The 23,622-nt window shown below is 71.1% G+C and carries 16 protein-coding genes and 1 riboswitch; of the genes, 12 read left to right on the plus strand and 4 right to left on the minus strand.

The genetic code is table 11. From position 1 onward, the window contains the following. Nucleotides 1-233: 233 nt before the first annotated feature. The 11 genes from AXE84_RS05445 to AXE84_RS05495 all read left to right on the plus strand — a co-directional run bounded on the left by AXE84_RS05445 (nucleotide 234) and on the right by AXE84_RS05495 (nucleotide 18,857). A complete protein-coding gene (locus AXE84_RS05445; protein ID WP_060957130.1) occupies nucleotides 234-1,466 on the plus strand; it encodes an integrase core domain-containing protein in 1,233 nt (410 codons plus the stop codon). Between the two features lie 251 nt (nucleotides 1,467-1,717). Further along, nucleotides 1,718-1,862: riboswitch (TPP riboswitch) on the plus strand. A gap of 53 nt (nucleotides 1,863-1,915) precedes the next feature. Continuing rightward, entirely contained in the window at nucleotides 1,916-3,022 is a 1,107-nt protein-coding gene (locus AXE84_RS05450) for a thiamine ABC transporter substrate-binding protein (RefSeq protein ID WP_060957131.1), read from the plus strand. Further along, nucleotides 3,019-5,040, plus strand: coding sequence for an ABC transporter permease (locus AXE84_RS05455; protein ID WP_236750168.1), 2,022 nt, complete (start codon nucleotides 3,019-3,021; stop codon nucleotides 5,038-5,040). The genes AXE84_RS05450 and AXE84_RS05455 overlap by 4 nt, the downstream gene beginning before the upstream one ends. Next, nucleotides 5,037-6,173, plus strand: a complete 1,137-nt coding sequence (locus tag AXE84_RS05460; protein ID WP_060957132.1) for an ABC transporter ATP-binding protein — start codon at nucleotides 5,037-5,039, stop codon at nucleotides 6,171-6,173. The genes AXE84_RS05455 and AXE84_RS05460 overlap by 4 nt, the downstream gene beginning before the upstream one ends. 328 nt (nucleotides 6,174-6,501) lie before the next feature. After that, nucleotides 6,502-10,155 (plus strand): DUF3320 domain-containing protein, encoded by a 3,654-nt coding sequence (locus AXE84_RS05465; RefSeq protein WP_236750169.1) that lies wholly within the window; start codon nucleotides 6,502-6,504, stop codon nucleotides 10,153-10,155. Nucleotides 10,156-11,031: 876 nt separating this feature from the next. Next, nucleotides 11,032-12,087, plus strand: a complete 1,056-nt coding sequence (locus AXE84_RS05470) for a hypothetical protein (protein ID WP_010614312.1) — start codon at nucleotides 11,032-11,034, stop codon at nucleotides 12,085-12,087. A gap of 161 nt (nucleotides 12,088-12,248) precedes the next feature. Then, a complete protein-coding gene (locus AXE84_RS05475; protein ID WP_060957134.1) occupies nucleotides 12,249-12,740 on the plus strand; it encodes a hypothetical protein in 492 nt (163 codons plus the stop codon). Nucleotides 12,741-12,864: 124 nt separating this feature from the next. After that, nucleotides 12,865-13,305 carry a YbjN domain-containing protein gene (locus AXE84_RS05480; protein ID WP_060957135.1) on the plus strand — a complete coding sequence of 147 codons (441 nt, stop codon included), beginning with the start codon at nucleotides 12,865-12,867 and terminating at the stop codon, nucleotides 13,303-13,305. Continuing rightward, nucleotides 13,305-14,132, plus strand: a complete 828-nt coding sequence (locus tag AXE84_RS05485) for a hypothetical protein (protein WP_060957136.1) — start codon at nucleotides 13,305-13,307, stop codon at nucleotides 14,130-14,132. The genes AXE84_RS05480 and AXE84_RS05485 overlap by 1 nt, the downstream gene beginning before the upstream one ends. Before the next feature lie 389 nt (nucleotides 14,133-14,521). Then, a complete protein-coding gene (locus tag AXE84_RS05490; protein WP_060957137.1) occupies nucleotides 14,522-17,557 on the plus strand; it encodes a tetratricopeptide repeat protein in 3,036 nt (1,011 codons plus the stop codon). Between the two features lie 433 nt (nucleotides 17,558-17,990). Then, nucleotides 17,991-18,857 carry a glutathione S-transferase C-terminal domain-containing protein gene (locus AXE84_RS05495; RefSeq protein WP_060957138.1) on the plus strand — a complete coding sequence of 289 codons (867 nt, stop codon included), beginning with the start codon at nucleotides 17,991-17,993 and terminating at the stop codon, nucleotides 18,855-18,857. 65 nt (nucleotides 18,858-18,922) lie between these two features. On the opposite strand, the gene AXE84_RS05500 is transcribed toward AXE84_RS05495, so the two are convergent. From AXE84_RS05500 to AXE84_RS05505, 3 genes are all read right to left on the minus strand, one after another. After that, the gene (locus AXE84_RS05500; protein WP_060957139.1) at nucleotides 18,923-20,269 is read right to left on the minus strand and encodes a DUF4921 family protein; all 1,347 of its coding nucleotides are present in this window, start codon (nucleotides 20,267-20,269) and stop codon (nucleotides 18,923-18,925) included. A 90-nt stretch (nucleotides 20,270-20,359) separates the two neighbouring features. Then, the gene (locus AXE84_RS12560) at nucleotides 20,360-20,596 is read right to left on the minus strand and encodes a hypothetical protein (protein ID WP_081093085.1); all 237 of its coding nucleotides are present in this window, start codon (nucleotides 20,594-20,596) and stop codon (nucleotides 20,360-20,362) included. Next, nucleotides 20,583-20,813, minus strand: a complete 231-nt coding sequence (locus AXE84_RS05505) for a hypothetical protein (RefSeq protein ID WP_040322114.1) — start codon at nucleotides 20,811-20,813, stop codon at nucleotides 20,583-20,585. The genes AXE84_RS12560 and AXE84_RS05505 overlap by 14 nt, the downstream gene beginning before the upstream one ends. A gap of 194 nt (nucleotides 20,814-21,007) precedes the next feature. Here AXE84_RS05505 and AXE84_RS05510 point away from each other — a divergent pair, with 194 nt between their 5' ends. Continuing rightward, a complete protein-coding gene (locus tag AXE84_RS05510) occupies nucleotides 21,008-22,618 on the plus strand; it encodes a cation:proton antiporter (protein WP_060957140.1) in 1,611 nt (536 codons plus the stop codon). A gap of 199 nt (nucleotides 22,619-22,817) precedes the next feature. Here AXE84_RS05510 and AXE84_RS05515 read toward each other — a convergent pair whose 3' ends face one another. Continuing rightward, the gene (locus AXE84_RS05515; protein ID WP_060957141.1) at nucleotides 22,818-23,477 is read right to left on the minus strand and encodes a GOLPH3/VPS74 family protein; all 660 of its coding nucleotides are present in this window, start codon (nucleotides 23,475-23,477) and stop codon (nucleotides 22,818-22,820) included. Nucleotides 23,478-23,622: the final 145 nt, after the last annotated feature.

The following is a 23,622-nucleotide window of genomic DNA, read 5'->3' on the forward strand; positions in this document are numbered from 1 at the left end:
TCCCTGGGGGGAGATGGTCGGACCGGCCGGGTACCGGCCGTCGGACCCGCGCAGTCGTACCGTAGGTCGCGCTGTCGAGGGTTAAAGGTACTGTGTTGTCTCATGACTTCTGAGAGTTTCGGATGTCATGACATCTGAGACACTGGTGGGGTGGGTTGCCTGGGGTTATGGGTAACTCGATTTCGCCGTCTCGTCGTGAGCAGGTCATAGGTTTTGACTCCAGGACCAGTGGGATGAGCGTGGAGGAGTTCTGCGCTCAGGTGGGTATCTCGCGGGCCTCGTTCTACCGGATACGCCGACGCGCTGAGCACGAGGGCCTGGCTGCCGCGCTGACACCGCGTTCACGGGCCCCGCGCCACCCGGCGCGGGTGTGGGACCAGGGCACTGATGAGCGCATCGCCCAGGTTCGCGCCGACCTGCTCGCCGCCGGCCGGGAGGCGGGTCCGGCCTCGGTGTGGTGGGTGATGAGCCAGGGCGCCAGCGTTCCGGCTCCCTCGCGCGCGACGATCGCCCGCAGCCTACGCAGAGCCGGCCTGGTGGTCCCCGCCCCGCGCAAGCGGCCCAGGACGTCGTACAAGCGCTTCACCCGCAGCGCGGCCAACGAGCTGTGGCAGATCGACGGCTTCCAATGGCACCTGGAGGACCGTCTGGTGACCGTCTACCAGGTCGTTGACGACTGCTCGCGGGTCATCACCGCCCTGAGGGCCTGCTGGGGCGGTGAGAGCGTGGCAGGCGCCCGCATGGTCCTTGAGGAGGCCTTCGCCACCTGGGGGCGTCCGGCGGCGATCCTGTCGGACAACGCGCTGGCGTTCAACACCAGCCGTATCACTGGCCCGGGAGCCACCGAGAAGTGGCTGGCATCCCTGGGGGTGCGTCCCATCAGCGGGCGGGTGGGCCACCCTCAGACCCAGGGCAAGGTCGAGCGCTCCCACCAGCCGGCAGCCGCCTGGCTGCGCGCCCACCCGGCCAGCACCCTTGAGGAGCTCAACGCCGAGCTGGACCGCTTCACCAGCTACTACAACACCGAGCGCCAGCACCAGGGCCACGGCGTCGCACTGACCCCGCTGAGGGTATGGGCTCAGACCCCCAGGGCGCTGGCCAGCCCAGCCCCCATCGACCTGGAGCGCCTACCAGCCGGTGGCGGCCCCATCAGCCTGCCCGACCCCGCCGATCCCGACCAGGCCGTGGACCGCGCCCGACGCACCGTGATGTCCAACGGGTGCGTGTCCTACAAGGACCGTGCACTGTCACTGGGCCAGACCATGCGCGGCGTCGAGGTCACCCTGATCGAGTACACCACGCGCCTGGACCTCTACGACCCCGACGGGCGCCGCTTCGTGTCCCTGCCCTGGCCCCAACCCACCCAGAGGCAGCAAGGCAACCGCTCCACCATCGACACCAAGAAACCGCCCTACCGACTCATCCCGCTACCACCCCGACGCCCCCGAACGTCTCACAGGTCATAACCCCAACCAGTGTCTCAGAAGTCATGACACCCAAATGTCTCAGAAGTGAGGAGACAACACAGAGGGTTAAAGGTACGACCGTGAGGATTACCCTACGATCACGCGGAAAGGCGATGATGTGGAAAGGCGAACGCGTGGGACAGCGATGCGGGACGGTGCCGCGGCAGAGCCCGAGTGTGAGACAGGGCTCGGGTGCGTGGCGCGGGCCGGATGGAGTTGGTGTCAGTGGGTGCCCTCGAACTACAGTTGACCTGCAACGACAGGGGAGCGCCCCGTCGTCGGCCCGGCCGCCACTGGCCGATGGGCCGCCTCCGACGGCGCTGAGAGTGCGGAAACCCGCAGACCCTCGAACCTGCTCCGGTTAGTACCGGCGAAGGAAGTCGAGACCATCTCCCCGGCGCGCCGCAGGTGGTCGCCGGGCCCTCCGGAGAACCATCCAGGAGGCACACATGAGCATCCAGTCCAACCCCCGCTCGGGCCGGCCCGGCCACCCCACCCCGGCCCTCAGCCGCCGCGCCCTGCTCGCCGGAACCGCCGCCGGCGCCGTCGGCCTGAGCCTGGCCGCCTGCGGCAAGGGCAAGAAGGCCGGCTCCCAGGCCGACTCCAAGACCGTCACCGTCGTCACCCACGACTCCTTCCACGTCTCGGAGGACCTCCAGAAGGCCTTCACCTCCGAGACCGGCTACACCCTCAAGATCGCCACCTCCGGGGACGCCGGCGCCCTGGTCAACAAGCTCGTCCTGACCAAGGACGCCCCCCTGGGCGACGCCGTCTTCGGCATCGACAACACCTACGCCACCCGCGCCCTCGACCAGGGCGTTATCGACACCTCCGCCACCGTCACCCTGCCCAAGGGCGCCGAGAGCTATGTCGTCGCCGACACCCCGGCCCTGGCGCCCATCGACGTCGGCGACGTCTGCCTCAACATCGACACCGGCTACTTCACCGGCAAGGGCCTGACGCCCCCGGCCACCTTCGAGGACCTCACCAAGCCCGAGTACAAGGGCCTGTTCGTGGCCATCAACCCCACGAACTCCTCACCCGGCATGGCCTGGCTGCTGGCCACCATCGGCCACTTCGGCGCCGGCTCCTTCGCCGACTACTGGAAGCAGCTCATGGCCAACGGCGCCCGGATCGCCGAGGACTGGAGCGCCGCCTATGAGACCGACTTCTCCGGCAGCGGCAAGGGCACCTACCCCATCGTCGTGTCCTACGCCTCCTCGCCCTCCTTCACGGTCTCCAAGGACAAGAGCTCCAGCTCCACCTCCGCCCTGCTGGACACCGCCTTCCGCCAGGTCGAGTACGCCGGCGTCCTCAAGGGCGCCGCCAACCCCGAGGGCGGCAAGGCCTTCGTGGAGTGGATGCTCTCCAAGGCCGTCCAGGAGGACATTCCCGGCCAGATGTACATGTACCCGGTCCTGCCCGACGCCGCCTTGCCCGAGGCCCTCACCAAGTTCGGCCAACTGTCGAAGTCGCCGGTGAAGGTCGAGCCCAAGGAGATCACCACCCACCGCGAGGAGTGGCTGAACACCTGGACCGAGGCCGTCGGCAAGTGAGTACGCCGGGTGAGGAGACCGCAGGGGCCGCCGACGCCGCCGCGCGAGCCGACGCCGGAGCCTCCCGGAACGCTGAGCCCGCCGGGACGCCCCGCCGGGCTCGGGCGGTGGCCGGGGGGCCGCGCTCGGCGGACAGCTCGGGAGGCGGTCCGGTCCGGCCCGACGCCGCGCGAGCCGGCGGGCCGGGCGCCGGCGGCCCCCGGCCCGGTTGGGGTGAGCGGGCCGGCTGGACCCTGGCCGTCGTCGGCCCGCTGGCCTTCCTGGCGGTCTTCTTCGCCTGGCCCGTGGCCACGCTCATGGGCCGCGGCCTCGCCCCCGACGGCGCCCTGGACCTGAGCGGCTTCGGCGAGGTCCTGGCCCGCGAGCGCACCTGGCGGATCCTCACCCAGACCCTCACCCAGGCGGTACTGGGCACCGCCGTGTGCGTGGCCCTCGGCATCCCCGGCGCCCTCGTCCTCTACCGGCGCGCCTTCCCCGGCCGCGACCTGCTGCGCGGGGTGGTGACCGTGCCCTTCGTGCTGCCCAGCGTCGTCGTCGGCGTCGCCTTCCACGCCCTGGTCACCCGCGGCGGGCCCCTGGAGGCCCTGGACCTGGACGGGACGCTGACCGCGGTGGTGGCCGCGCTGGCCTTCTTCAACTACGGGCTCGTGGTGCGCACCGTGGGCACCATGTGGTCGCGGCTCGACCCGCGCGCCGTGGAGGCCGCCCGGGCGCTGGGGGCCTCGCCGATGCGGGCCTTCGCCACCGTCACCCTGCCCGCGCTGGCCCCCGCCATCGCCTCAGCCGCCTCCCTGACCTTCCTGTTCTGCGCCACCGCCTACGGGGTGGTCCTCGTGCTCGGCGGGGTGGGGATCGGCACCATCGAGACCGAGATCTACCGGCTGACCACCCAGTACCTCGACCTGCGGGGCGCCGCCGTCCTGTCCGTGGTCCAGCTCGGCGTCATCGCCCTGGCCCTGTGGGTGGCCGAGCGGGCGCGCGCCGCCACCCAGACGCGCCTGCGCCTGCGCACCGAGGTGCCCGCCGGGCGGCTGCGGGCCGCCGACACCCCCGCGCTCGCGCTCACCGCGGTCACGGTCGGGGGGCTGCTGGTGGCGCCGATGGCGGTGCTGGTGGTGCGCTCCCTGCAGCGCGACGGCGCCTGGACCCTGGCGAACTACACCGACCTGGGCTCGACCGGCGGGCGCAGCTCCCTGCTCGTGACCGTGTGGGAGGCGGCCGCCAACTCGGTGTCCGTGGCCGTGGCGGCTGCGGCCATCGCCCTGAGCCTGGGGGTCGCGGTGTGCCTGGTGGTCTCGCGCCGACCCCGCAGCCGGGCGCTGGCCCGGGTCATCACCGGGCTCGACGCCGCCTTCATGCTGCCGCTGGGCGTCTCCGCCGTGACGGTCGGCTTCGGCTTCCTCATCACCCTGGCGCGCCCGCCGCTGGCCCTGACCCGCTCCTGGTGGATCCTCCCGCTGGCGCAGGCCGTCGTGGCCGTGCCGCTCGTGGTGCGCACCCTGCTGCCGGCACTGCGCGCCATCGATCCGCGTCAGCGCGAGGCGGCCGCCGCCCTGGGGGCCGGACCCGGCCGGGTGCTGGCGACCGTGGACGGCCCCCAGCTGCTGCGCGCCGGCGGGCTGGCGGCCGGCTTCGCCCTGGCGACGTCGCTGGGGGAGTTCGGGGCGACGTCGTTCCTGGCCCGCCCCCAGGAGCCGACCCTGCCGGTGGTCGTCTACCGGCTCATCGGCAGCCCCGGCTCCCAGAACCAGGGGATGGCGCTGGCCGGGGGTGTCGTCCTGGCGGTGGGCAGCACCGCCGTCATGCTCGGCTGCGAGTGGCTCCAGACCCGGTTCGGCCCCGGGCGGGGCGGGAGCGCGGGTACGACGACGAGGCCCGGTGGGGCGTCGGTGCATCGATCCGCCCCGCAGCGCGCAACCTCCGCGGATGCCGGCCAGCATGCGGCGGGCGCGACGGGCGGAAACAACAAGGCGGCCCGGTCGCGCGGGCCCAGGACGGACGGAGGCGAGCGGCCATGAGCCCGACTGCCAGTGACACCAGTACTTCGACGGGCCTGTCCGTGCGCGGGCTCGCCGTGACCTACGGGGACCTGCACGCCGTCGACGGCGTCGACCTGGAGGTGGCCGCCGGGGAGGTCGTCGCCCTCCTGGGGGCCTCGGGCTCGGGCAAGTCCTCCCTGCTGCGCGCGGTGGCCGGCCTGGAGGATGTGGCCGCCGGCGAGGTCGCTTGGGACGGGCGGAGCATGGTGCGCGTGCCCGTCCACAAGCGCGGCTTCGGCCTCATGTTCCAGGACGGCCAGCTCTTCGAGCACCGCGACGTCGGCAGCAATATCGCCTACGGGCTCACCGACCTGCCGCGCGCCCAACGGGGCGAGCGGGTGCGCGAGATGCTCGAGCTCGTCGGCCTGCCCGGCTTCGAGCGGCGACGCGTGACGACCCTGTCCGGCGGTCAGGCCCAGCGGGTGGCCCTGGCCCGGGCGCTGGCCCCGGCGCCGAGGCTCCTCCTGCTGGACGAGCCCCTGTCCGCCCTGGACCGGGCCCTGCGCGAGCAGCTGGCCACCGACGTGCGCACCATCCTGCGTCGGGGCGGTACGACGGCGCTCTACGTCACCCACGACCAGGACGAGGCCATGACCGTGGCCGACCGGGTCGGCGTTATGGAGGCTGGCCGCCTCCTGCGCCTGGACACGCCCCAGCGCCTGTGGGCCGACCCCGCAAGCAGCAAGGTGGCGCGGTTCCTGGGCTTCGACGTCGTCGGCGACCTTGCCCTCGCCCCCGGCGCGCTGCGCGTGGTGGAGGCCGCTGAGGGGGAGCCCGGGGAACCGGGGGAGCGGGGCAGCTCCGTGCAGGCGGAGGCGCCGGCGACAGCGGAGACCCTGCCGGCCACCCTGCCGGCCACTCTGCCGGCCACCGTGCTGGCCTCGCGGCTGCGTCGCGGCCAGTGGGAGGCCGAGGTCGAGCTCGACCCCGAGCGGCTCGCCGGGCTGGTGGGGTCGGACGGGCCGGCTGAGCCGTCCGGCGTCGAGGCTGATGCGGCGGCGGGTCGTGAGCCGGCCCGTGCTACCCGTGCTACCGCCCTGACCCGGCGCCCCCACGCGTCCGGGGCGCGCGTCACCCTGAGTCTCGACTCCGCCCGCACCGCCCGGCTGTAAGACACGGGTGCGGAAGCCCCGTCGTCGCGTTCGTACCTTATGCCGCGCGTTCGAGGGGTAGAGGGTACGACCTCGCGACCTACCCTACGACCGCGCGGGGACGGCGGCTCCTGGGATGAGTGGCGTCCGATCGTGTCGCAGTGCCGTTGTAATCTGCGCTTGTCGGCCGGAGCAATCCGCATCCCCTGCCCGCATCGGCCGTCCACCGGCGGTCATCGGCGTCCCCATCGACAGGCCTGCGGTGCGCGGGGCGCTCGGGTCGACCCAACTGATTCGGGTGAGCGGGTCGACGCACATCCCTACACCACCCATGAACCGCATGAACTCCATGAACTCTGACAATCTGCCCGTTTCCAAGGTACCCATGCCCGTCCAAAGCTGGCAGAAGAGTCTGCTCGACCTCTCGATGCGCAACCCCCTCATCAATCGCACCTCTGGCCACGCCGTGGAGCTGCGCGTCCCGCCAGCGCTCATTGGTGAGTTCGAGGACCTTGTTAATGACAAGGAATACATCACGATCGCCTCCGGGCGATACCGCCCGTCGGGGCTGTCCGACGGTGAGCTTCAGCGCGAGCAGGTCCGAGCAGAATCGCTCCTGAGGGAACGAACCGTCGAGGTCGAGCTGGTACCCAAGGACGAGTACGTGCAGCGCCTTCAGTCCCTGGCCACCAGCGCCCGTACCGCCGTTGAGGAAACCGGTGCCAATAATCTGTACCTGGCCATCGGCACCTTGCACTGGGACAGTGACGGTAGCCGCCTGCACTCCCCGCTCATCCTCATCCCGGTCAACCTCGAGCGCACCGGAGACGACTTCAGGCTCATCCTGGATGAGACAGGCGTCTCCACGCCCAACTACTCCTTCCTGGACCGCTTCGCGCGGGACACCGGTATCGAGCTCACCGAGCTGAGGACTCCGAAGCTCGACGAGCACGGCATCGACCTGAGGGTCACTCTTGACGGTGTACGCGACCGTCTGCGACGCGCCGGCTGGGACGACGTCGTCACCCCCACGGTCCACCTGGGACTGTTCCGCTTCTCCACTTACCGCATGTGGAAGGACCTCGAGGACCACTGGCCGACGATCTCCGCCAACCCACTCGTCGCCCACCTCATGTCGGGAGGGCGCCAAGACTTCGTGGACCCGGTCGGCCCGGCCGACAGGGACCTCGACATCGACGAGGCGACCCAGAACCTGCCCCTGGCCGCGGACTCCACGCAGGCCCGGATCGTGGCCGACGCCGTCGCCGGACGAAGTCTCGTCGTCGAGGGACCGCCCGGAACGGGCAAGTCCCAGACCGTCTCCAACCTCATCTTCCGGGCCCTGGCTACGGGGCGGACCATCATGTTCGTCGCCGAGAAGAAGTCCGCTCTCGACGTCGTCGCCCGCCGCCTGCGCGAGGAGGCCGGCATCGGGGCCCTGCTGCTCAACCTGCACGACAACGGCATGAAACCGACCGAGGTCCGCCGAGCTCTGCGCCGCGCCCTGGCCCTGCGGCGAGGAGAGTGCGGAGACGGTGCCGGTGAGGTGGCCGGCTGCTCCACTCCGGCCGCGCTGCGTGCCGAGTTGGCAGTGATCCGCGCCGAGCTCGACGCCTACCGCCGCGGCCTGTACGAGCCGGCTCCGGGTGGCCCCTCCTACAGTGGAGCCCGAGAGGTGCTCGCCCAGCTCCGGGACTCCGGAGAATCCGGGGACCGTGCCGATTCGGCGGCCTTCGAGGCTCGGTCCGCCCTTGGGGAGCGGGCCCGAGCCACAGGCCTGGACACCTTCGATGCCGCTGCCCACAATCGGCTCATTGAGCGCTACCGTGCCGCTCTGGACAAGCTGCGCCGGGCTCTGACACCTGAGCTGCTCGACGTCGTCCTGGCCCACCGCGACCAGGTCCTTCAGGGCGCCGCCGCCCATGCCGAGGCGCTGCGCAGCGAGGTCAACCGGCGTCGCAGCGTCATGAGCGTGCGCGAGCTGATCCGCACCTACGGCGACCTCATCACCGCCCTGACGCCCTGCCTGCTCGTCTCGCCCGACTCGGTGGCCCGGTTCTTCCCGGCCAACCGCCGCTACGTGGACATCGTCGTCTTCGATGAGGCCTCCCAGATCCGGGTGGCCGACGCAGTCGGTGCCATGGGCCGCGGCCGCAGCGTGGTCGTGGTCGGCGATCCCAAGCAGATGCCGCCGACCCCCAGCGCCGGCGAGACACGAGGGGAGCAGGTGCCCGAGGCCGACTCCATCCTCGCGCGCTGTCTGGACAGCGGCCTGCTTCAGCGCCGGCTCACCTGGCACTACCGAAGCCGGGACGAGTCCCTCGTCGCCTTCTCCAACCGCCACTACTACGACGGCCGGCTGCGCACCTTCCCCAGCCCACTGACCATGGCCACCGGTTCCGACGACGGCCCAGGCGGTCACGGGATCTCACTGCGGCGGGTCCAGGGCAGCTACTTCCGTCCGGAGGACCGCGCCCGACACTTCGGTGCGTCTCCGAACACGAACCCCCTCGAGGCCAAACGAGTGGTGGACGAGGTGCTCAGGAACTTCGAGGCATCCCCCGACCGCCTGCCCTCACTGGGCGTCATCACCTTCAACGATCGCCAGCGCGACCTCATCGAGAACAGCCTGCGCGAGGTTTCCTCGCCCCGAGTCATCGAGGCCCTCGACGCCCGCGACGGCCTGTTCGTCAGGAACCTGGAGAACGTCCAGGGCGAGGAGCGCGACACGATCCTGTTCTCAGCGACCTTCGCCGCCAACTCTCGAGGTGACTTGCCGCTGAACTTCGGGGTGCTCAACCACGTCGGTGGAGAGCGTCGTCTCAACGTGGCCATTACCCGGGCCCGCAGGCAGGTCATCGTCTTCACCAGCTTTGACCCTCAGGACCTGCACGCCGAGCGCACGTCTCACCGAGGAGTCAAGGACCTGCGTGCCTACCTCCACCAGGCCGCTGAAGGACGGGCCCCACGGGCCCTGCCGGCCTCGCTGAGTCCTCTTAACTGGCACCGCCGCGAGATCGCCGAGGCGCTGGAGGCGGCCGGGCTCACGGTCCACACCGGTGTCGGCCACTCCACCTTCGAGATCGACCTCGTGCTGGCGCGCGCCGGCCAACCTGACCTTCCCGCCGTGGCTGTCCTGCTCGACGGGCCGCAGTGGAACAAGCGGGAGGGCGTCGTCGACCGCGACCTGCTGCCGGTCGACGTCCTGCACACCATGGGCTGGCAGCGGGTCGAGCGGGTCTGGATGCCCGAATGGGTGGCAGATCCGAAGGCCGTCGTCGCCCGACTCGTCACGGCAGCCGGCGGCTACTGGGTGCAGCCGACGGTGTCAACCGTCGTGCTTGAATCGGAGCGGACTGACCATGCCGGGGACGCTGCGCCGCCGATTAAGGACGATGCGAAGGCTGATGGCCCGGACCTCGCGCCTGTGGACGGGGAGACGATGGCGCCTGCTGCCGGCCCGCGTGCCCCGGGGCAGGAGTACACCGCTTGGAGCCCGGCAGGCGTACGCCCCCTGGAGATCCTCAACCGGGCAGGTACTGACCCGGAGGCCAAGAAGGTACTCGTGGAGGTCGCCACCACCATCTGCCAGGTCGAGGCGCCGATCTCCAGGCGCCGGCTCTACGTCAAGATCTCCCGCGCCTTCGGACTGTCGCGAACCGTCAAATCGCGCGAGGAGTCGATCAGGACGGCCCTGGGCGAAGCCTTCGCCTACTTCGACGAGGACGGCTTCGTGTGGGCCACGCGGGACGATGCGCTCGCGGCTCCGACCTACCGTCGCAATGCTCTGGACCATGTGGACTCTATTCAGGAGATCCACCCGCGCGAGCTGGTGGGGCTCATGGCTCAGGCACGTGCTAAGAACCCGGAGTGGGCTTCCCGGGAGGACCTGTTCATGTGGGCGCTCAAGCGTCTGAGTGCGAGGAACCGCAGTCTCGCAGCGCGTGGGGTGGTGGAGGCGCTCACCAAGGCCCTCAAGGACGTGGAAGGTGTGGGCGCGTAGCTGTCGGACCCGCCGTCGCGGTCGTACGTGAGGTCGCGCGTTCGAGGGGGCGGGGGTGCGAACGCGCCGACTTCCCTACGAACGCGCGGGATCGGCTCAGCTGAGGGCCTGGTGGGGCTGCTCGCAGTCGAGCGGGTGGTGCCTGGCGTCGTCTGGTCACAATGCACGAGGGTTGGGTGCTACTGGAGGAGGGGTGGGGGTACTGGGGGTAGGTGGGACCTTCGTGCAGTACGCACAACCCTTGGCCAGTGGATCCCGAACCTCGTGGAGTAGAGCGCCCCTGAGTCGGGAGCGGGCCGAGGCTGGCGTCGCTACAGCATCGGGCCGTGCTGCAAGGACCCCGGGGCCACTCCGCCACTGGACCCGTCGTCGCGTTCGTACCTTATGCCGCGCGTTCGAGGGGTAGAGGGTACGACCTCGCGACCTACCCTACGACCGCGCGGGTCAAAGCCGTTGGGCCACCTGTCGATCACGGAAAGGTCTCGCGGCACGTCCCAGCAGGGCGGATCACGCCCGCAGTGACGCCGTGATCCTTATCACTTATCGACGTTCCCAGGCTTGCTTCGGTGCGGGCCACATCGGGACTTTTCTCCCGTGTGGCGCCGCCGTTGTGGGCGGGCGAGAAGCCATAGCGTCGGAGGAATGGCGAGGGGGAGCCGCGCTCGGATGCTGAGCCTGGCGATGCCAAAAGATCACGAACAGGTCGCAGTTGAAGTCTCCAGTTGAGTAGCATCCACAGTGCTGGCAGCCGTGGGCGCCTCTGCGCTGGGCTCGTGTGTCGGCGTTGTCGCCGGCCCCGGGGTCGAGTGTCTCCCTCCTCGGCAATCGGCGCCTTCCTCAGTGATAATCCCGATCCTCCACCGCAAGGAGCCTGACATGTCCGCCTACGTCCGCTACTACCGGCGGCTTCAGGCACTCACTCAGCGCCTGAGCACCTACCTGGACCGGTTGGAGGCTCGCGCCCGGGAGTTCGGCGTCAGCTCGGCCCGCACCGCGATGGAGATGCAGATCACCGACCCGGCCTCCGTCTCCGCCTTCCGCTCGGAGGTCGAGGCCCAGATCATGTTCCTGCACACCAAGGCCCAGCGGGTCTTCGCCAAGCACTTCGCCCCCTTCCTGGACATCGACGCCGACCTGTCCATCGACGAGGACCGTCAGCTCTCCGCCCGCCTCCAGGATGCGGCCAACCTCGTGGGCGGCTTCGAGGTGCGCCTGCGCAACATCATCGAGGAGGTCTTCGCCCCCGGCCGCGCCGAGCAGGCCCGCGAGGAGTGGAACCGCGCCATGACCGACTGGCGCCAGGCCCAGTTCTCCTTCACCTGCGACAAGTGCGGCGACCCGGTGCCGCTGCCCGAGCTCTACCACATGCCGGTGTTCATCACCTGCCCGCGCTGCAAGTCGCGCGTGGCCTTCCAGCCCACCGAGGCCATGGCGGCCGCGCCCACCTGGGCCAAGGAGGTCGCCAAGACCACCTGCTACGCCGAGTGGCAGAAGTCCGAGTCGGAGCAGGCCGCCGAGGAGGGGGTGGGCCTGGCCTTCTTCTACTACGTCGACTACGCCATCGCCCACCACCTCATGATGAACCGGCTGCTGCCCTTCTACGTGCGCTCCCAGGGCGGCCAGGAGGCCCTGCGCCGCGACGTGCGCAAGGCGCTGGAGACCCGCACCCACCAGCTGCGCCCCGACGAGGTCTCCCCCCAGTACCACGCCATGGAGTACGTCAACTTCATGGGCGGCCTGGGCCGCTCGGCCCAGATCCTGGGCCAGGAGGGCCTCGAGGACCGCCGCGAGCTCATCCTGCAGACGGTGCGCGACATCATGCGCCCCGACGAGCCCCTGGCCCGCTCCATCCTGGACAACACCTTCACTGAGGAGCTGTGGAGCCAGCAGGCCCACGCCGCCGACCAGCTCTCCTGCGAGGTGCCCCGCTAGCGTTCCCACCCGCCGTCCGCCCGGCCTGGCACGCAGGCGGCGCCCAGACGGCTCGAGCCCGACGGCGCATCGCGCGACTCCTTCGCCCTCCCGTCGGCTTGTCAGCTCTTCGTCCCCCGGGCGGCCCGACGCCGCTCGGAACCGTTCCCGAAAGGACCACCATGGTCGGCTTCCGCAAGAAGTCCCAAGACAGCGCCTCCTTCTCCCGGTCATCCGGTGCCAGGGCGGACGGGAGAGCGGGGGCCGCCTCCGCGGGTGCTCCCCAGCGCACCCGCGCCGGGCGCAACGAGCCCACCGTGCGCACCGGCAAAGGGCGACGCAGCACGGCCGCCGGCCGCCGCGGATACACGACCTCCGAGCAGATGGATTCGCGCTGCCTGACCCTGGCCGAGTCGGCCTCCGGTGTCCTGGGCCGTTCCCTGGATCAGGCGCTGGCACGACTCCCGGAGGGTCCCGGCGCCCCCGCCGCCTCCCGGGGCTCCGCCGGGCCGGCGGGCTCAGGGGTCCCGGCTGCCGGGAGCCGCCCCGACGTCGTCGGCTCCCCGCGCTCGACTAGGGGTCGGGGGGCGTCAGCGGGTAGCGTGCGCAGCACACAGGTCGGCGCCGGCCAGGTCGACACGGTCGCGGACATCGCCTCCGACATCGAGTTCTGACGGCCCGCCCTGCGTCACCACCGGCCCCGAGCCGGCTCCTCAACCGTGTGCCGCACCCCCCAGGCGGCGCCATCCGCACCGAATCCGCATCACGTCCCGCACCGGGTAGGAGGCGAGAGATCCCATGAGTGCCCAACCGGCTCTGACCCTTCAGCGGGTCGAGACCTGGCTGTCCCAGCACGGCATCACCGCCGGCCCTGAGGAGGACGGTGCCGTCTTCATGGGCTTCCCGGGCTGCGACATTGGCGTCTACCTGCATGACGAGGAGGACGCCCTCGTCGTGGCCGGCATGTGGCGTGGGCGCCCGGCAGCCGAGCGCCTCGATGAGATGCGGGCCTTCATCGACGCCCAGCACCGTTCCACCTACGGCCCGGACCTGGCCGTCACCCCCGCCCACGACCCCGGCCACCTCCTGCTGAGCACCCAGATGGTGGCCTACGTCGGCGCGGGCATGAGTCAGGCCCAGCTCGACGCCTTCATGGACATGGGCCTGGGCATGACCCGCGCGTTCTTCGCCACCGTCCAGGAGCGCTTCCCCGAGCTCGTCACCTGGGAGGAGGACTGATGGCCTGGTGGAATCAGCCGGAGGGGTCGGTGACCCCGACCGTGACCCTCAGGCGGCTCGCCGCCTGGATGGCGGAGCGCGGCCACCGATACGACCTCGACCTGTCCGAGGGGGTGGTGCACTTCTCGGTGGCCGGATTCGACTACGTGCTCATGGTGGTGGACCGCCGGATCCTCGCCGTGCGCGCCCACCACCGGCTTGCCGCCGCCCTGCCCGGTTCCGCTGAGCTCTCGAGGGTGCGCGCCGTGGCCCAGGAGGTCTCCAGCGGCCGGCTCATCCCCGCCTTCTACACCGAGGTCGACGACGCCGGCCTGGGCCTGTGCGCCGAGGTCCTCACCAACATCGGGGCCGGGCTCGACGACGCCCAGCTGGCCGGCACCCTGGACTTCATCCTCGACGGCGTCGATCAGGCCCTGCGCGAGGTCCTCAGCCTTCTGGCCGCCCAGGACGCCGCTGCCGACAGGCGGCCCGGCGTCGGGCCGGAGACCGAGGGTGCGTCCGATGCCGATGGCGAGCGCGACGGGGCGACCGTGATCGCCCTGCCCGAGGCGCCCCGGCCCGCCCGGGCCGCAGACGACCCCACCGACGTCGCCGGCGCTGCTGAGGCTGCGGGAGGTCAGTCCGGGCAGGAGGGCGCGCAGACTCCCGCGGCGACGACGCAGGGCGTGACTGGCGGCACGACTGTCGGCACGGCTGCGGGCATGGCGGATGCGACTGTGGAGATGGCCGCCGTCGTCGACGGGCCGGTCCCCGGCATCCCGGGTGATGCTCAGGGCGGAACCGGGGCTGAGACAACCGACACCCCCAAGCCTCTGCTGGTGTCCTAGCGCGCCCCGGGCTCCCAGAACCGGTGCGGCGGCATCCGTTGGAAACACTGGAGTGACGGGCGCCGGCGTCGGAGTGGGCGGCCCTGGTGCCGACTGGTGCGGGCGGCGGCGCCCGACCCCGACATGCCCCGCGGCCGAGTTGCCGCTGGCCGTTGCAGTAGCGGATTCTATAACTGTTCGGTAACACTGGATGTCGGACAACCGCCCTCTGGACGAAAGGAGCCCGAGATGCCCATGCCGCCGTTCACCGGTGAGCGGTGCGGGACGACGCTCCACCCACGGCATCCCTGGGGTCGGCGGAGCGCATTCCGTGCGTTCTTGCAGCACACGGTGGAAGCCTTCGCCTCATGACGGTGCAACGTCAGGCTCCGCCCGGAAGGACAGACTCCATGACCACACGCGAAGACATCCTCGAGCGTCTGGCCTACGCCGATGCCCTCGGCCCCGGCCCCCAGACCTCGGCCCTCATCGCGGAGGCCGTCAGCTGGGCGGACGCACTGGGCGACGAGGACCTGCGGATCGCCACCCGGCTGGCCCTGACCGAGGCCTACCAGCAGGGCAACGAGGCGTGGAAGGCGCTGGCACCCTTCTCATGGAACCTCGGCCGCTACCAGCGCCGCCCCGAGGCCTTCGACGACGCCCAGGTGCGCACCCTGCACTGGCACTTCAAGTGGGCGGTGGCCGTGGCGGGCGCCAACCCCAGGGTCTCCAAGGACAAGGTGCGCCAGCTCGAGGCCAGCCTCGAGGAGTTCTACCGCTCCGGGGGCGCCTCCATGCACGTCGTCCACGGAGAGCGCGCCTCGGTCGCCGGCCTGCTGGGCCTCGAGGAGGAGGCCGCTGAGGAGCTGGCCGCCTGGCGGGCCACCCACCGTGACGAGAATGCCGACTGCGAGGGCTGCGACCCCATGCGTCAGGTCGCCTTCGCCTACCGCACCGAGGCCTGGGAGCTGGCCGTGGCCACCGCCGTGCCCGTGCTGACCGGCGCCGTCAGCTGCTCCGTGCAGCCCCAGACCACGCAGTCCCTCGTGCTGCTGCCCCTGTTGGCCTCCGGCCGGCCCCGGGCGGCCTGGGAGGCGCACCTGCGCTCCTACCGGGAGATCCGCCGCAACCCCAAGGCCCTCATCTCCCTGGCCTACCACCTGGAGTACCTGGCCCTCGTGGGGCGGGTGGACCGGGGCCTGGAGCTCCTGCGCCGCCACCTGTCCTGGCTGGCCCAGGCCGAGTCCGCCTACGTGCTGCTGTCGGCACTGCGCGGCATGAGCCTGGTGCTGCGCGAGGCCGAGCGGGCCGGCCGCGGCGAGGAGGCCCTCGGCGTCGAGGTTCCGGCCGCCGACCTGTGGTACCCGCTGCCGGGACTGGAGGCCTCCACCACCATCTCGCGCGTCTACGCCGAGATGACCGGCTGGGCCCGGCGCCTGGCCCAGCAGTTCGACATGCGCAACGGCAACTCCACCATCTCCGACCACCTGGAGCGCTCCCTGGCCCGGGCCGCCTTCGACGCCGCCCCCGGCGCGGTCCACGGGCTGGGCGTGGAGGTCGACCTCCTGGAGCCCTCCGAGGAGCTGCCCGAGGCGGCCCAGACGAGCCTGACCGTGGACGAGGACGGCGCCGCACCCGACGTCGCCTCCCTCCTGGGCCTGGTTGCCGACGACAACGGCCTGGTCCAGGAGCACGCACCCCGCACGACGTCGTCGAGCCAGGAAGCGGCCGGCCGACGCGCCCGCGCCGCCACCAGCCACCAGAGCGGCGACGCGCCCTTCCCCCTGGTGGATCTCGTGCGGCCCCGGCCGGTGCGTAACGGTGAGGAGGCGGTGCGCCGCTACGTCGACCACCGCCGCACCATCGGCTCCTCGACGATGGACTACTGGTACGTCGTCGACCAGGTGGCCACGCGCGACCTGCTGCCCCCGCGCGGCGAGGAGATCCCGGGCCTGGAGTACCACACGGGACTGCTGCGGGCCGCCGCCATGACCTGCCGCACCGAGATGGATGAGGCCATCGCCGAGCGCCTGCGGATCCGCCCTCTCATCGAGCTGGCCTTCGGGCCGCTGGGCGCCTACTACGTGGACCTGCTCAACCTCGACAACGAGATCACCGCCGACTCCATTGCCGAGCTATCCCAGGACGTCTTGCGCGATGAGCGCCTGCAGCGGGCCACCTCCCTCATCGGGCAGATCGAGGCCCAGGTCGAGGACCTGGTGTCCACCGAGCTGCTCGACCCCGGGGGTACCGACGCCCTCGTCCTGGCGGCCGACGCCCTGCTCGTGGGGGCCTCGGTCCTCACCGACCTGCACGCCAAGGACGAGGCGCTCGGGGCGATCCAGGTCGTCGCCCGCGCCGCCGAGGCCGTCCCCGAGGACCGCCACGCCGAGCGGATGGACGACATCCTCGACATGGCGCGCGCCGAGGTCCTGGCCGAGTGCGGCGACGTCTACAACGGCTGCCTGCTGGCCGAGGAGGTCATGCGCCGCCACGAGAAGGTCTCCCCGGTCCTGGCCGCCCGCGGTCGGCGCCTGCTGGGCATCTCCTCCATGGAGGTGGGTCAGTTCGATGAGGCCATCGCCCAGTTCCGCGAGCAGGCCAACATCATGCTGGCCGCCGGCATCACCCTGTACGCCGTGGCCTCCCTGCTGTCCCTGGGCTCGGCGCTGGAGGCCTCCGAGCGCTACCTGGAGAGCGCCGAGGTCCTGGAGTCCGCGCTGTCCCTGGCCCAGCGCACCGGGGCCACGAGCATCGCCCTCTACCTGCACCGGCTCCTGGCCCAGACCGGCATGGCCATGGGCGAGGAGGAGAGCGTCGCCGAGCACTCGCTGGAGGCCGCCCGGATCCTGCAGGAGCAGGGGCGCCGGGCGCTGGCGGGGGAGTACCTCGCGCACGCGGCGATGGCCGTCTCCAATCTCAAGGACAATGTGCGCGCCGCCGCCCTGTTCCGCCAGGCCGCCGACCTGGAGGACACCCGCACCGATCAGGGCTGCCTGGACCGGGGGCGGGCGCTGCGCCGCTCGGCGCGGGCGCTGGTGGACGACCTCACCCTGCCTATGGCCCGGGGGAGGCTCGACGAGGCCCGCCAGATCATGGAGGAGGCCCGTCAGGCCTTCGCCGGCGTGGCCGACACCGAGGGCTACTCCTCGGCCTGGGAGATCGGCGACTGGCACGACGACATGGCCTGGATCCTGTGGCGCACCGGCCAGAACTGGCAGGCCGTCCAGCACTGCGAGTCCGCCTACGACGGCTACATGGACACCGAGGACCGCGACTCGGCCTCGCGGGCCCTGTGCATGCTGGCCCGCCTGCACGCCGAGCGCGGCGAGCGTGACGAGGCTCTGGCCGCCTGCGCCCGCGTGCGCGACCTGCTGGGCGAGCCGCACTGGGACGGTCACGACGCCCTGGAGTTTGTGGCCTCCGTGGAGGAGACGCTGCGCTGACGTGTGGCGCGGGCTCTGCCGCCGTGATGAGGCCCCGGCCCGCAATGCTGTCCTGGGTTGTGACGCCGCTGTGGCTCGCGGCCGGGGACAATCGACGCGGCCGGGTGCGTGTCGCTCCGGGCGGGGGCGTTCGACGCCGTCGGGGACCGGAATTCTGTCCCCGCACGCGCAGGATGTCCCCGGCTAAGAGATAGTGCACCCCGACGCGCAGGATGTCCCCGGTCAGTGAGGAGTATCCGGCGTCGGCGGGCGCGGGGTGGACGATTCCGCCCCGTGTGAATCGGGTGACGGTGGCCGATGCGCGAGGAATGATTAGCCTTGGGCATCACGACCCCTCGACGACCCTCCCGGGAGGCACCCCTTGGCCATCGCAGCCTCACACCGATTCTCACCCAGCGGCGACCTTCCCGTAGACCCTTCCGGGAGGTACCCCTTGGCCATCGTAGTCTCATACCGATTCGTACCCAGCGGCGACCTTCCCGTAGAGGCGGAGCGCTACCGACTCGTGGCGTCGGGGGCCTGCCCGTGGTGCCGCCGCGTCCTCATCGCCCGGCGCCTGCTGGGCCTGACCGAGGCGATCCCCGTGTCCTGGAGTTACGGCAAGGGCGCGGACGGGTACTGGGAGCTGACCGGCCCCGACGGCGAGCCCGGCGTGGATCCGGCGCTCGGCGCCCGCTCCCTGGCCGAGGTCTTCGAGAAGACCCCCGGCTATACGCCTCCCCCCACGGTCCCGGCCCTCGTGGACACCACCACCGGCCAGGTCGTCAGCGACGACTCCGGCGACCTGCTCTTCGACCTGTCCACCGCCTGGTGGGACCTCCACCGCGAGGGCGCCCCGGACCTCTACCCGCTCAACCGCCGCAACTCCACCGACGCCTGGGACGCCTGGATCGGCTCGCAGATCAACGTCGGCCACGCGGTGGCCACCCACTCCCAGGACCCGGAGAAGGCCGCGGCGGCGGCCAACGGCGTCCTCGTGGGTTTCGACGTCATCGACACTCTCCTGGCCCGCGCCACGCGGATGGAGGCCTCCCGCGAGGACGGCCTGACGATGCTCGACGGGCCGGCCTTGTCCGCCGTCGTCGCCATCGGCCAGTACCTGTGCGGCGACAAGCCCACCGGCAGCGACATCCGCCTGTTCACCACCGTCCAGTCCTACGAGTACGGCGGGCGCCAGCACTACCCCGGCGGGGAGGCGCCGTCGATCTCCTTCTGGCCGGCGCTGGCCCGCTGGTTCCGTGCCCTGGAGGGCCGCTCGGGCTGGGTGGGGCCGGAGGAGCGCAGCGCCCTGGGCTGCTGAAGACAGCGCCGGGCCGACGATGGGCTGGCGCTGGGCCGGCGGCGTCGGCCCGGGCCTGCCGACTGCTACGGCCGGGCGGTGAGAACCGGGTTGTACAGGAGCCGGTTGGGTGTCGTCGGGCACTCCTCGCCCACGGCCATCGGCGCGATGAGCCGGTCGGCCCGCAGGTCCTCCAGGCGCGCCACCACGCGGTCGTGCAGCGTCCACGGGTCGATGGTGTTGAGGTAGATCTTCGTGCCGCCCTCGAAGCCCGCCAGGGTGGAGACCCGCCACTTGAGCGTGATGTGCCAGGGCATGGGCTGGTCCACGTCGAGCGGCTTGTGGTGCCACTCCTCGTTGCTGGGCACGTCCGCGCCCGTGGCCGCGTGCAGGGCGTGCACCAGGTCGGAGACGGCGTCGACCTCCTCACGGCTCATGAGCCACGGCTCGGGCATGGCCGACGTCGAGTACACCTCCAGCGTCGGGTAGCGGTGCCCGAAGCCGGCGAAGGCCACCGCGTGCTCGTTGCTCGCCACCAGCAGCCCCTGGTAGGCGGCGTAGTCCACCGCCATCTCGTTGTACAGGTTGGGGTTGGCCCGCACCTTCTGCAGCTCCAGCTGGCTGGTCACCCCGCGCTCGTCGATGCCCACCAGCTGCTTGTGCAGGTGGTCGAAGCTCGCCCCGGCCGGCCGCAGCCAGTTCTGGAAGACGGCCACGTAGCGCACCCACCGGTTGGCCTCGTACAGGCTGTGCATCGCGTGGATCGCCAGGCGCGTGTAGGCGCGGTGCTCGGCCACGCTCAGCGTCCCCGAGCCGGCCAGGCCCGTGGTGTCGTGAGCGTCGTCGGTGAAGTGGCGCCGGCCGATGATGACGTCATGGCCCCCGGCGAAGAAGGCCGCCAGGAAGGTGCGGCGGGTCCGCTCGTCCATCGAGTCCCAGGAGTCCGGGTCCGCGCCCGCGGCCGCCAGTTTGGTGCGCGCCACCCGCTCCACGTGCTCGACGCCGGCCGGATCGGCCAAGTAGGCCTCCATGCGCTCGCGGGCGGCGTCGGGGATCTCATAGCCGTGGTTGATGTGCCAGTAGTCGAAGGAAAGGATCTCGAAGAGGTTGGGCACCCGACGGAACTCGGCCACCGTGTCGAACAGGGCGGAGGCGGCGACGGCGTCGAGGCGCTCGAAACCGCCGTCGGCCCCGCGCACGAGGCGTGCCTTCTCCGGGGGCGTCTCCAGGTAGCGCGCCGAGCAGAAGGCGCAGCTGTGGGTGCGGTCGGCCTCCTCCAGCGGGCGGACCTCTGCCACCGGGTGCGAGATGGGGCGGTTGGCGCGGCCCGGCACGGTCCACACCTCGGTTCCGGTGAAGGGGCTGATCTGCTTGACCGTCCCGTCGGCCAGGCGCGTGAGTGGTTCGGCGGAGGGTGAGTACGGCATGAGCATGCTTCCATTGTGACGCCTTACGCCGCTCCTGCGCGCCCGGTGGCCCCGATGGCGGGCCCGGCCGGCCTCTGTGGACGGGGCGAGTCCTGCCTACAGGGGAATGATCTCGATATGTCGTCGATCCTGTGACGTGAGCGCCTGCACCATGCGTCCGTCCATGGTGGCGAGAACAGCGTTGTGACGTGCTGCGAGATCCACCAGGTGCAGGTCGGTGACTTGTTTTGGGCCCTTCAGTCTCGAGAAGCTGATGGACGGCTTGGCAGGAGGGACATCGTCGACAAGGAATACGTGATCGTCAAGCAGTCGCAGGCGATCAGTGGTCGTCATCTCGGTACTGCTCGATGAGCTCTGGCGTCACCACATGAGCCTGCTGGCCTGCGGGCGGGAAGAACAAGGGGATCCCGTGCCTGCTGGTGCGGCTCCCGTGGGAGATTCCCTGGAGCGCGAGATCGGACACGGCGCGTCCGAGTGACACTCCGTCGCGATGAGCGCGTTCACGAGCCAGGGACAGGACCCGGTCGTCGATCTCAAGTGTCGTCCTCATACGATCATGATCGCACCAGCGCATCACGTCATCAATGAGCCGATGAACTGTTGTGGATTCTGATGGCGGACCCGGCCGGCCGAGGTCGGGGTAGTCTCTCTGGCTCGTGCGGACCTGCGCCGGGCCCGGCCCTGCGCCCCGCACTTCCCCCCATCCCCTGCACCCCCGCACCCGACTGGAGACAAGGAGACGATATGGCCGAGGTCTTCACCTCCCTGCTGCTCATCGTCGCGGTGGCATTCGTGGCGCCGCTGATCTCCTGGACCATCCCCAAGCGGCTCGTGCCCGAGGTCGTCCTGCTCATCCTGGGCGGGATGCTCATCGGTCCCCACGGCTTGGGGCTGGCCGTCGAGGACTCCTCGATCGAGCTGCTGCGCGAGCTCGGCGTCGCCTTCCTCTTCCTCATGGCCGGCTACGAGATCGACATCAACGAGCTGCGCGGGGCGGGCGGGCGCCACGCCGCCGTCGCCTGGCTGCTCTCGCTGGGGCTGGCCTTCGGCGCGGTCAGTGTCATCGGGGTGACCGGAGGGGCGGCGTCGGCCAACGGCATCGCCATCGCCACCGCCATGACCTCCACGGCCATCGGCACGATCCTGCCGATCCTGCGCGACCGCGGCCTGCTGCCCACGGCGGTGGGCGCCTCGATCCTCAACCACGGCGCCGTCGGCGAGGTCGGGCCGGTCATCGTCATGGCGCTGCTGCTGGGGTCGCGCTCCACCTGGGCGAGCATGGTGATCCTGGGTGTCTTCCTCATCATCACCCTGCTCATTGTTCGCTTCACCAGCCGCGTCAAGCGCGTGGGGCGCCGCCTGGTCGAGGCCATCCACCTGGGGGCCTCGACGACGGCGCAGACCACCATCCGCGCTACCGTCCTGCTCCTGGTGGGGCTGTGCGCCATCGCCGCCATCTTCGACCTCGACGTCATCCTGGGGGCCTTCGCCGCCGGCTTCGTCCTGCGTCACGCCCTGCCCGAGGGGGATGCCGAGTTCGAGGAGAAGCTCGACGGGCTGGCCTATGGGTTCTTCGTGCCGATCTTCTTCGTCACCTCCGGCATGGGCATCGAGGCCGGGCTCAATGCCGGGGACCTGGTCAACCTGCTGGCCTTCTTCGTACTGCTGGTGCTCGTGCGGGGCGTGCCGGTGTGGCTAGCCTCCCGGGCGGAGCGGCGCAGGGACGGCTCGCGCGCCTACTCGATACGTCAGAGCCTCCAGATCGCCGTCTACTCGACGACGGCCCTGCCCATCATTGTGGCCGTCACCCAGGTGGCGGTCAGTGCCGGGGCCATGTCGACCTCCTTCGCCTCCACCCTCGTGCTGGCCGGGGTGCTGTCGGTGCTGGTCCTGCCGGCCGCCGGGCTGGCGCTGGGTCACCGGAGCGACCACGTGCCGGCCAACGAGGTGATGCGTGTGGTCCAGGGGCCGGCCGCTCCTGACGGGCGCACCCCCGAGGAGGCCACGGTCCCGGTCGGTGAGCATGTCTCGGAGCCGCGCCGACCGGCGTCGCCGCCTGGCGGCATCAGGCTGCCGGTGGGGGAGCGCACCCCGGCCGCAGGAGTGAAGCGGCCGGCGCAGCCCGACCTCGTGGGCCTGCCGGACCTGCGTGCGCAGACGACGCCGGCGATGGCGCGCCTGGCCGAGCTGGGGATGCACGCTCGGGGGCTGTCGCTGGAGGAGTCGCACCGCCTGGCCGCGCGCCTGGTCGAGATCGAGCAGGAGCACGCCCTGTGGCGCGAGCGCTGGCACCGCGCGCGCAGGCACGGCGGTACCTCCCGGGCGGCTCGACGACGTCGGCCCCGCAGCGAGTGACGGCCTTCTCGCCGACGGGGACATCTCACGCGGCCGGGGACGTTCCGCTCCAGCCGGGGACGTCTCGCGCGTCCGGTGACAGGATTCCGGTCCCCGACGGCGTCGAAGGTCCCCGCCCGGAAGGACACGCACCCGGCGGCGCGGAATGTCCCCGACGGGGCCGGAGTGGGGGCGGTGGTTCCCGGAGGGCCGACCCCGATCAGCTCGACGAGGCCGCCGCAACGCTCCCTGCGGCGATGATGGCCATCGTCACGGCCTCCACGGCCCGCTGCACCGCACGCCCCACGGGGTTCTCCCCCGAGAGCTCCTTGATCCGGCGCTTGAGCTCGCCGCGGCTGAGACCCGTCTCCTGCTGCGGCAGGACGGTTGGTGCGACACTGAGCGCCTGTAGGATCGACAGCAGGGCGACGTCGGAGGCAGTCGGCGGCTGCACCCCGCGCAGGGCGGCGTCGATGCGTGCGCGCAGCTGCCGCTCGGGGAGGGGGTCGAGCGTGGGGTAGCTGGGGTTCAGTGACCCGAACAGCCCGCCGGTGTAGATGCGCACCACCCCGGCCGCCTCCAAGGACTGGGCGATGTTGCGGGTGGGGTTGAGCCTGCCCCAGGACACCAGGGAGGAGAATCGTTTGCCGTCCTTGGCGGGCAGGATCTCCAGGGCCCGGTCCAGGACGGGGTGCCCGGTCGGCTCGGCGCTGACGATGTAGATGCGGGGGTTGCGCTCCTCGGTCAGGCTGATACGGCCGGCCAGCAGCAGATCGGTGAGCAGCGCCCCGGTGAGCCCGTAGGCCGGATACGTCATGCGGCTCTCCGGCTTACCGGAGTCCTTGGTCAGCAGTAGGAACAGTTCTTCACAGGTCAGCATCGCGTTCATGAATCCAGTACAACGCGCTGTCATCGGAATGTGATCCCTCCCGGGTGCGAGATCCGGACCCGGGAGGGGTCCTCCTCACGGGGGATGCCTCCACCCGCCCGTCCGACCGGGCTACGGTCGGTCGCTCACCCCACCT

It is taken from the genome of Actinomyces oris, from assembly GCF_001553935.1.
GTDB classification, from domain to species: domain Bacteria; phylum Actinomycetota; class Actinomycetes; order Actinomycetales; family Actinomycetaceae; genus Actinomyces; species Actinomyces oris_A.